At 61.7% G+C, this 9,280-nt stretch carries 8 protein-coding genes; 2 read left to right on the forward strand and 6 right to left on the reverse strand.

Annotation, left to right across the window (positions count from 1 at the left end):
* Positions 1-328: 328 nt before the first annotated feature.
* On the forward strand, positions 329-1,306 hold the full coding sequence (locus AC6A67_RS06865; RefSeq protein WP_498035814.1) for a GDP-L-fucose synthase family protein: 978 nt from the start codon (positions 329-331) through the stop codon (positions 1,304-1,306).
* Between the two features lie 31 nt (positions 1,307-1,337).
* Here AC6A67_RS06865 and rfbD read toward each other — a convergent pair whose 3' ends face one another.
* The 5 genes from rfbD to ccmA all read right to left on the reverse strand — a co-directional run bounded on the left by rfbD (position 1,338) and on the right by ccmA (position 5,410).
* Positions 1,338-2,291 carry a dTDP-4-dehydrorhamnose reductase gene (rfbD, locus tag AC6A67_RS06870; RefSeq protein WP_498035808.1) on the reverse strand — a complete coding sequence of 318 codons (954 nt, stop codon included), beginning with the start codon at positions 2,289-2,291 and terminating at the stop codon, positions 1,338-1,340.
* 12 nt (positions 2,292-2,303) lie between these two features.
* Positions 2,304-2,861 (reverse strand): dTDP-4-dehydrorhamnose 3,5-epimerase, encoded by a 558-nt coding sequence (rfbC, locus tag AC6A67_RS06875; protein WP_498035809.1) that lies wholly within the window; start codon positions 2,859-2,861, stop codon positions 2,304-2,306.
* Between the two features lie 30 nt (positions 2,862-2,891).
* Positions 2,892-3,953, reverse strand: a complete 1,062-nt coding sequence (rfbB, locus tag AC6A67_RS06880; RefSeq protein WP_498035810.1) for a dTDP-glucose 4,6-dehydratase — start codon at positions 3,951-3,953, stop codon at positions 2,892-2,894.
* 102 nt (positions 3,954-4,055) lie between these two features.
* Positions 4,056-4,724 carry a heme exporter protein CcmB gene (gene ccmB / locus AC6A67_RS06885; protein ID WP_498035811.1) on the reverse strand — a complete coding sequence of 223 codons (669 nt, stop codon included), beginning with the start codon at positions 4,722-4,724 and terminating at the stop codon, positions 4,056-4,058.
* Positions 4,721-5,410 (reverse strand): heme ABC exporter ATP-binding protein CcmA, encoded by a 690-nt coding sequence (ccmA, locus tag AC6A67_RS06890; protein WP_498035812.1) that lies wholly within the window; start codon positions 5,408-5,410, stop codon positions 4,721-4,723. Before ccmA ends, ccmB begins: the two co-directional genes overlap by 4 nt.
* 402 nt (positions 5,411-5,812) lie before the next feature.
* Between ccmA and acnA the strand changes: the two genes are divergently transcribed.
* Positions 5,813-8,497 (forward strand): aconitate hydratase AcnA, encoded by a 2,685-nt coding sequence (gene acnA, locus AC6A67_RS06895; RefSeq protein ID WP_498035815.1) that lies wholly within the window; start codon positions 5,813-5,815, stop codon positions 8,495-8,497.
* A 189-nt stretch (positions 8,498-8,686) separates the two neighbouring features.
* Here the strand turns inward: acnA and AC6A67_RS06900 are convergent.
* Positions 8,687-9,280, reverse strand: a 594-nt coding sequence (locus AC6A67_RS06900) for a transposase (RefSeq protein ID WP_498035813.1), incomplete at its 5' end; no start/stop codon positions are given.

Here is a 9,280-nt window from a genome sequence, read left to right on the forward strand (position 1 = left end):
CGAGCCCATACGCGATATGTCGTCCTTACTCCGGTCATTGGGGGAGTGATGATGAAGTGACAGAGTTGTCTTCGAGAGTCCGTTTTGTTTTAAATATATTAAATTATTTCTAGATTCAGAGTTTTATTGGCGCAGGAATGCGGATAAATATTTAATAATAACTGAATGTCGTCACTAATGTGCGAGGCGCTTGCCCATGGGCGTTCGTTCCGCGTCGCGTTTTGCTCTACCTATTCCGCGGTTACGACCCGCGGAGGACCCATTCAGTGGCTATGGTGTGCTGCAATCAGGTGTGCCGGTCCCTGCCCCGAACAATGACCGCGAGCCATTGCCCGTAAGGCCGTGGGAGCAGGCGCGGGTTTTTGTTGCGGGACACAAGGGGCTGGTTGGAAGCGCATTGTGCCGGCGATTGGCGCGTGAGCCATGTGATATTTTGACCGTTGATCGTCAGCAACTGGATCTCAGGCATGCGGCTTCGGTCGACGCATGGGTTGCTGAAAGCCGTCCAGATTATGCTATTCTTGCAGCTGCGACTGTGGGCGGGATAGCGGACAATGCGATGCGACCGGCTGACTATCTCGCTGACAATCTCGCCATAGCCTTGAACGTCATCAATGCATGCTGGAAACATGACGTTGAACGACTCGTGTTCCTGGGGTCCAGTTGCATATATCCAGGCGCTGCCGTGTCGCCGATTGCTGAGAGCGCGCTCATGGCCGGACCATTGGAGGTCAGCAATGAGGCCTATGCAATCGCCAAGATCGCCGGCCTTAAATTCGTTCAAGCGATGCGCAGGCAATATGGAGCCGACTTCATATCGCTTATGCCCACCAATCTGTATGGTCCGTTCGACCGCTTCGATGAGGAGCGTGGCCACGTCATTCCTGCGTTGATCGCGCGGTTCGAACGCGCGCGACGCGAGAACTGGCAGGAATGCGTCGTCTGGGGCACAGGGCTGGCGCTTCGTGAATTCATGCATTCGGACGACTGCGCAGACGCCATTGTCCATGCACTCCAATTCTACGACGGCGACGACCCGCTCAACATTGGCTCAGGGGAGGAGGTATCGATCGCCACCCTTGCGCGCATGATTGCGCGCGCGGTGGGATACGACGGCCGCATCGTGTTTGACGTCACCCAGCTGTCCGGAACGCCTCGCAAACTGCTGGACAGTTCGCGCATGCAGGCGCTCGGCTGGCGGCCCCGGATCGATCTAAAGACTGGCCTTGCACAGACGGTCGCCTGGTGGCGCAAGAACGCATTGGATCGTACTGCTGAGGCCCCAGATGGCGCCGAGCGGGTGTGAAGCAGGCGGCGCGACCTGCTTATGTGACTGGTCACATGTTGCGGAAAGCGTCGGGTGTGCCGGAATTCCCTGCCTCGTCTCCAGATCGGGCCTGCTGAACAATCCTCTGCACGGTTGGGCCGACTGAATTGGACCATAGTGGCAATTGCACGCCATGGCTGACTGCGAGCTTGCGGCAGTCGAGAAGTGAGTTCCTGGGGCGCGTCGCAGGCGTTGGATATTCTGCGGTGCTGATACGCCGCACGGTAGCGGACGGCCCGCCCACGAAGCTGGACGCCTCGAAAATCGCCACCGCGAAATCCGCCCATGTGGGTGGGGGAGAATTCACGCCAGCGGTCATGTGGAATGTGCCAAACAGCGTGGGATCGTCGGGCGACGCCACCAGATTGCGGGCCACCGCGAGAATACCATCTGCGATGTCGAGGGCGTTGGTTGGAGCGCCGGTCTGGTCGTCAACAACAGACAGTTCTGAGCGGCTTTCCGCTAGGCGCAACATGGTCCTGGCGAAGTTTGCGCCGAACGGACTGTAGACCCACGCCGTGCGCAGGACAACGGCCGTTGGGTTGTTGGAAAGCACGGATTTTTCGCCGGCTAATTTCGTGCGCCCATAGGCGGACAGGGGCCCCGTTGAATCGTCCTCGGTCCAGGCGCCGTCCTTCGCGCCGTCAAAGACGTAGTCCGTCGAGATCTGAATGATCGGAGCGGCGCGTTCCGCTGCAATGCGCGCCAGAACCCCGGCAGCCTCGGCGTTGATGCGCTGTGCGACGTCCTCCTCTGACTCAGCCTTATCGACCGCGGTGTAAGCGGCGGTATTCACGAGGACGTCAAAGGGCACATCCTTGAACGCGTAGGCGAGGGTTTCAGGTCTGGCGAGGTCAAGCGTTGGCCGGCCGAGCGCCGCCAGCTGCACGTCCTCCAGGCGGCTCGCGCGCTCAACCAGCGCGCTGACCACCTGCCCCTGAGACCCGGTCACCAGAATCCGCATCGAACTGCTCCGTCAGGGGAAATAGGCAGGCAAGTCGGACAGCTTTGGCTGCCGGCCATCCTTTGCCGATAGCAGGGCCTGAGCATCGCCCACTGGCCACTGGATCGCCAGCTGCGGATCGTTCCAGAGGAGGCCGTGGTCGTTGGCGGCCGCGTAAGGGGCGGTGACCTTGTACTGAACCTCAGTGTCAGGCTCGAGCGTACAAAAACCATGGGCGAAGCCGACTGGCACCCATAGCTGGGCCCAATTGTCCGCCGACAATTCTACCGCCACATGCTGGCCGTAGGTTGGCGAAGAGCGACGTAGATCCACTGCGACGTCGACAATCCGTCCCCGGCTCACCCGTACAAGCTTGTCCTGGGCAAACGGCGGTGACTGGAAATGCAGCCCGCGGACCGTGCCGACCGGGCCCGACAACGAGTGATTATCTTGCACAAAGTGGGCGTCGATGCCGGCGTCGCGCATTGCGGCGCTGTTCCATGTCTCGCTGAAGAACCCCCGCGCGTCGCCGTGGCGAACGGGCACAATGATCTTGACGTCCGGAATCCGGGTCGGCGTGACTGAGAGCATGGTGGTCTCCTTAAGAAATGGTTCGCGTGCTCAGGCCGTCAGACCCAGGCGTTCCCCGCGATAACCGCCGGAACGCACACGCTCCCACCATTCACGATTGGCGAGATACCACTCGACCGTTTGCCGCAGCCCGGTTTCAAAGGTCTGCCTGGGCTTCCAGCCAAGCTCTCGTTCGATCTTGCCGGCGTCGATAGCGTAGCGCTGGTCATGGCCCGGGCGATCGGCGACCCAGGAAATCAGCTGCTCGTGCCCGCCATTGGCGGTGGTCGGCGAAAGTTCGTCCAGCAATGCGCAGATTGATCGCACAACGTCGATGTTGGTGCGTTCGTTCCAGCCGCCGATGTTATAGTTCTCACCCACCTGGCCGCGCAGGGCGACGGTGATCAGCGCATCAGCGTGATCGTCGACGAAGAGCCAGTCCCGCACATTGTCGCCCTTGCCGTAAACAGGCAGGGGTTTGCCTTCTATCGCGTTGATAATCATCAACGGAATCAGCTTTTCCGGAAAATGATAGGGGCCGTAGTTGTTCGAGCAATTGGTGATGATCGTCGGCAGGCCATAGGTGTGGAGCCAGGCGCGCACAAAATGGTCGGATGCGGCCTTCGACGCCGAGTAGGGCGAATTTGGCTGGTAAGGCGTATCTTCACGGAAATAGCCCTCGGCGCCCAGCGAGCCGAAGACCTCATCAGTCGAGATGTGATGGAAGCGGAAGGATGCCTTGCGGATGTCGTCCAGCTGTCGCCAATAGGCCAAGGCCGCCTGGAGCAGGGTGAACGTCCCCGTGACATTCGTGGACAAGAACTCTGCCGGGCCATCGATGGAGCGATCCACATGGCTTTCGGCCGCCAGATGCATCACCACATCAGGCTGGAAGCTATCCAATGCAGCTTGCATCGCGGCCTGATCACGGATGTCGGCCTGCACAAACCGGAAGCGCGGGTCGTTGGCGACAGGCGCCAGTGAATCGAGGTTGCCGGCATAAGTCAGAGCGTCAACCACGAGAACCTGATGCTCTGTCTCGGTCACAAGTTTGCGCGCCACCGCGGAGCCGATGAAACCCGCTCCGCCAGTTACCAAAAAGCGTTTTGCCATCGGATTCCTACCCTGATCTCATTGCAGGCGATCGCAAATCGCACCTCCCGCGCCTTGCACAGGTGTCGCACGGCGCCCGCACTGTCAACTCCTCCCGGAAGGTCATTCCCGGCCCCTCAAGGCCGCTGCTGCAGCGGTGCAACCCAGCACCCCACTGAACAGGCTCAGAGCCACAAGCACCAGAAAGGGCTGCAAAAAGGGGGTCATGGCATCAGTGGCAGCGGAGCTCGCGGACATGCCAAATATCAACACCGGCGCCATCAGCGGCAGGGAAAGGATGGCTAGCAGCAACCCGCCACGGCGCATACCCGCGGTCAGTGCAGCTCCAGTGGCGCCAATGAACACGAGCGCCGGTGTCCCGACGAGCAGGGTCAGGCTTACTGCGGACATGGCTTGCGGCGTAAGCGCGAGAAGCAGGCCGTAGAGCGGCGCAACCAAAGCAAGCGGCAGGCCGGTGACCAGCCAATGCGCGGATGCCTTCACCAACACGACCAGCTCCAGTGGAGCTGCCGACAGCTGCAGATGGTCCAGGGATCCGTCTTCGAGGTCAGCCTGAAACAGGCGCTCGAGGCCGAGCAAGACAGATAGCACAGCGCCCAGCCACAGCATGGCCGGACCGATACGCGCGAGCAGCGCCGGGTCTGGCCCAAGCGCTAACGGCGTCATGACGACGATCAGCAGGAAGAACACCAGCCCCAGAGCCGCGCTGCCGCCCTGTCGAAGGGCCAGGCGGAGATCTCGCTGGAATATGGCGTGCAGGGCCGTAGTCATCGCAAGCCTGACGAGGCCGAAGCGCCCATCAGGCGGTCATCGTCCACATCGTCGTCCTCCCAGTAGCAGTCATCTGTCAACTCTGTGGCCGGCGCTGTCAGGTGGAGGGGTGTGAAGCGCGAAAGGCCAAGCGGCTGATGTGTGGCGGCGATGATCATTCCGCCATTGCCAAGATGGCCCTCCATGACATCCGTGAGGGTGCGCAGAGAGCGTTGGTCGAGCGCCCCCGCTGGTTCGTCCATCAGCCAGATCGGACGGCTGCAGCAAAGCAGTCGCGCCAGGGACACGCGTCGCCGCTGACCCGCTGACAGGTGTTCGACCGGCATTTCGACCGCGTGCGCCAGCCCGACTATCCCGAGCGCCTCTTCAAGGGATCGTGCGCCAGGGCCGAGCAGGCGTCGCGCATAGTCGAGGTTTTCCCTGACCGTCAGAGATGGCTTCAGCCCATCGCGATGCCCCATCAGACAGATGGCGTGCGCCAGTTCCACCCCTTGGTCGCCGTCGAGGCGCACCTCGCCCGATGCGGGCGAAAGCAGGCTCGCGAGAACCCCCATGAGCGAGGATTTGCCAGCGCCATTGTCGCCAGTGATCACCAGGGCGTCGCCAGACCGGAGGCGAAAGGACACATCGCTGAAAATCAGCCTGCCGCCACGGCGACATGATAGGTTTTGTGCGGTCAGGATCATAAAAAGCTATGTGCCATGACCGCGAAGCGGCTGCAATTGCAGCGCCTGCTGGCCGCTCGTTGCGACCGGCTGTGGGCGGGCGTGTGGGTGTCGCCCCAGGCGCTGCCCATTCAATCTCCGAACATTGCACCGGAGGCATGACTGGCCGTGTGGTGTAGTTTAGAATCGGTCGCGCCTATGGCGAAGGCGTTGCAAAGTACCTATAAAAAGGGGGCGCCGCGCATGTGACGCGTGGGGCCGGGCACTCCCGGGGCGGCGCACACTGAATAACGCGGGGTCGGCCATCTGGCGTGATCCTGGCGTTCCGCTGATTTCCGGACGGTGATGGACCGGCGCCTGCCAGCCATAGTGAAGGCAGGCCCCCCGCGGTTCGACCCGCCGCTGTCACGCTCAGGATGCCTCATGACCTCACTTGACAGTTTCAAAAGCCGCAAAACGCTGCAGGTCGGCGACAAGAGCTACACCTATTTCTCGCTGCCCGAAGCTGAGAAGAACGGTTTGCCGGATGTGTCCCGGCTGCCCTTTTCGCTGAAGGTGCTGCTCGAGAACCTGCTCCGTTTCGAAGACGACCGCTCAGTGCGCAAGGACGACATTCTCGCCGTCGCAGCCTTCGCCACCACGCGCGGCGCCGAAGAACGCGAGATCGCTTTCCGGCCAGCGCGCGTGCTGATGCAGGATTTCACTGGCGTGCCCGCAGTGGTCGACCTCGCCGCCATGCGTGACGCCATGAACACACTTGGCGCCGATCCTGAAAAAATTAATCCGCTGGTGCCCGTGGATTTGGTGATCGACCACTCCGTCATCGTCGATGAGTTCGGAACGCCGCGCGCTTTCGGCGACAATGTGCGCCTTGAATATGCGCGGAACGAAGAGCGCTATAAATTCCTGCGTTGGGGGTCGCGGGCCTTTAATAACTTCCGCGTTGTCCCGCCCGGGACCGGCATCTGTCACCAGGTCAACCTTGAGTACCTGTCGCAGAGCGTGTGGACGCGAGAAGAGGATGGCGTAGAGACCGCATATCCCGATACGCTTGTCGGCACGGACTCGCACACCACGATGGTCAACGGCGTCGCCGTTCTGGGGTGGGGCGTTGGCGGGATTGAGGCCGAAGCGGCCATGCTGGGCCAGCCGCTGTCCATGCTTATCCCGGAAGTGGTCGGCTTCCGACTCACGGGCAAGCTGCGCGAAGGCGTCACGGCGACCGATCTTGTGCTTACGGTCACCCAAATGCTGCGCCAACGTGGCGTTGTCGGCAAGTTCGTTGAATTCTACGGCCCCGGTCTCGACGCCATGACGGTCGAGGACCGCGCAACGATTGGCAATATGGCGCCGGAGTATGGCGCGACATGCGGTTTCTTCCCCATCGACCAGGCCACAGTGGACTTCCTCACCAAAACCGGGCGCGCGCCTGAACGCGTCGCCCTCGTTGCGGAATATGCAAAGGCGCAAGGATTGTTCCGGACAGCTGAAACGCCCGACCCGGTGTTCAGCGACACCCTGGCGCTTGACCTCAACGATGTCGAACCTTCGCTGGCTGGCCCCAAGCGCCCGCAGGATCGCGTCCTGCTCAGCGGCGCCCGGCAAGGCTTCGTGGCCTCCATGGAGAGTGAATTCAACAAGGCGGCGGTCATCGCCCAGCGCTACCCGGTCGATGGCAAGAATTTCGACCTCGGTCACGGCGACGTGGTGATTGCGGCGATCACCTCCTGCACCAACACATCCAACCCCAGCGTGATGATTGGCGCGGGTTTGCTGGCAAGGAACGCGGCGGCCCGGGGCCTCACCTCAAAACCATGGGTCAAAACGTCGTTGGCCCCGGGGTCACAGGTGGTCGCCGAATATTTGGCCAAATCCGGCTTGCAGGCTGAGTTGGACAAGCTTGGGTTCAATCTTGTCGGGTTCGGTTGCACAACCTGCATCGGCAACTCAGGCCCCTTGCCCGCCGAAATCTCAAAGACGATCAATGACCATGATCTGGTGGCGGCGGCGGTTCTCTCGGGCAACCGAAACTTTGAGGGCCGTGTGAACCCCGATGTCAGGGCCAATTATCTCGCGTCGCCTCCGCTAGTTGTGGCTTATGCCCTGGCCGGCTCCATGCAGGTGGACCTGACATCAGAGCCGCTGGGCGTCGGAGCAGATGGTCAGCCGGTCTATCTGCGCGATATTTGGCCCAGCACCGCTGAGGTGCAAAAATTTATCGACGAAAACATCTCGCAGCAGCTGTTCCGGTCCCGCTATGCCGATGTCTTCACCGGCGACGAGAACTGGCGCAAAATCGCCGTGTCAGGCGGTAGCACCTATGCGTGGGACAACACGTCCACCTATGTGCAGAATCCGCCCTATTTCACCGGAATCACCAGGCAGCCTGCCAAGGTCGAAGATGTCCTCGGCGCGCGTGTCCTCGGGCTGTTTCTCGATTCAATCACCACAGACCACATCTCGCCCGCTGGATCGATCAAGGCCGCGAGCCCGGCCGGGAAATATTTGCTCGATCATGGCGTGCCGGTCGCCGAGTTTAACCAGTATGGCACGCGGCGTGGCAACCATGAGGTGATGATGCGTGGCACTTTCGCCAACATCCGCATCAAGAACCAGATGACGCCGGGCGTTGAGGGCGGCGTCACCGTCCACTATCCAGGTGGCGAGCAGATGCCGATCTATGACGCCGCGATGAAGTACCAGGCGGAAGGCGTGCCGCTGGTCGTCTTTGCGGGCAAGGAATATGGCACGGGCTCCTCCCGGGACTGGGCCGCCAAAGGCACTAATCTGCTTGGTGTGCGTGCAGTCATCGCCGAGAGCTTTGAGCGCATCCACCGCTCAAATCTCGTCGGCATGGGCGTTTTGCCATTGGTGTTCACAGAAGGCATGAGCTGGCAGACGCTGGGGCTGCGCGGCGACGAAACCGTCACCATCCGTGGCCTCGGCGAGGGCCTGCGTCCCCGGCAGGTGCTGGATGCCGAGATTGTCCGTGCCAACGGCGAGAAGATTGTGGCGCCGCTGGTGTGCCGGATCGATACGCTGGATGAGTTGGAGTACTTCCGTAACGGCGGGATATTGCACTACGTCCTGCGCCAGCTCGCTGCCTGACTGTCTGGGGACCTGCCGACAGACCAGGATTGCTCGCAGTTTGGTGTAACAGGTTTAAAAAGGCCGGGTTTCCCCGGCCTTTTCAGACCGCTGACAAACCCCGACATTTTGGCGGGGTTTTGTTTTGGCTCCGTTGAGAACCAATTGTCCTGGCGTTCTGCGTTGGGGATGCCTGAGCGCACTGCGCCTTCAGGCGGGCTGTTGCGGGGTGGCTGCGCAGACCAGGGCGATTTTCTTGATGTTCTGCGCGGCAGCGGCGAGCAGGCACTGTATCCTGACGCGAGTGATGCCCCTGAAGCGGGCGTAGCGGTGGCCGAAGAGCTGCTTGGCGTCTGCAAAGGAGCGCTCCACTGTCTCCTTGCGCCTTGCGTAAACCAGCCTGCCCCAGACGGTGAGGCGGTGGGCGTCGGTGCGTGCGCGGGCGTCCTGCCAGACATGGCGGGAGATGGTGCGCCGGGCTTGGGCGTTGGTAGTGCAGGAAGCCAGCACGGGGCAGGCGCGGCATTGGTCCGGGTCGGAATGATAGTGGCGATAGCCCTGGCGATCCGTGGTGGCGTAAGCCAGAGCCTGCCCTTGCGGACAGCGATAGATGTCGGCCTGCTCCTCGTAGATGAAGCGTGACGGACGCATCATGCCAGGTCGGGGCGGGCTCGGGGTGCGGTAGCCGGTGACGCCGGCAATGGCGCGCTGTTCCAGTCCATGGGCGATGGCGGCGGTGGCGTAGCCGGCGTCGAGGCCGACGGTTGTCACCAGCAGGCCAAAACGGGCGCGCTGCCGGTCGAG

It is taken from the genome of Camelimonas sp. FR25 (assembly GCF_059740505.1).

What these genes read in the sequence shown, in the direction of transcription:
- rfbB (WP_498035810.1), bottom strand. Translation starts at nt 3,953, where the DNA reads ATGGCAAAACGCTTTTTGGTAACTGGCGGAGCGGGTTTCATCGGCTCC.
- rfbD (WP_498035808.1), bottom strand. Translation starts at nt 2,291, where the DNA reads ATGCGGATTCTGGTGACCGGGTCTCAGGGGCAGGTGGTCAGCGCGCTG.
- ccmA (WP_498035812.1), bottom strand. Translation starts at nt 5,410, where the DNA reads ATGATCCTGACCGCACAAAACCTATCATGTCGCCGTGGCGGCAGGCTG.
- ccmB (WP_498035811.1), bottom strand. Translation starts at nt 4,724, where the DNA reads ATGACTACGGCCCTGCACGCCATATTCCAGCGAGATCTCCGCCTGGCC.
- acnA (WP_498035815.1), top strand. Translation starts at nt 5,813, where the DNA reads ATGACCTCACTTGACAGTTTCAAAAGCCGCAAAACGCTGCAGGTCGGC.
- rfbC (WP_498035809.1), bottom strand. Translation starts at nt 2,861, where the DNA reads ATGCTCTCAGTCACGCCGACCCGGATTCCGGACGTCAAGATCATTGTG.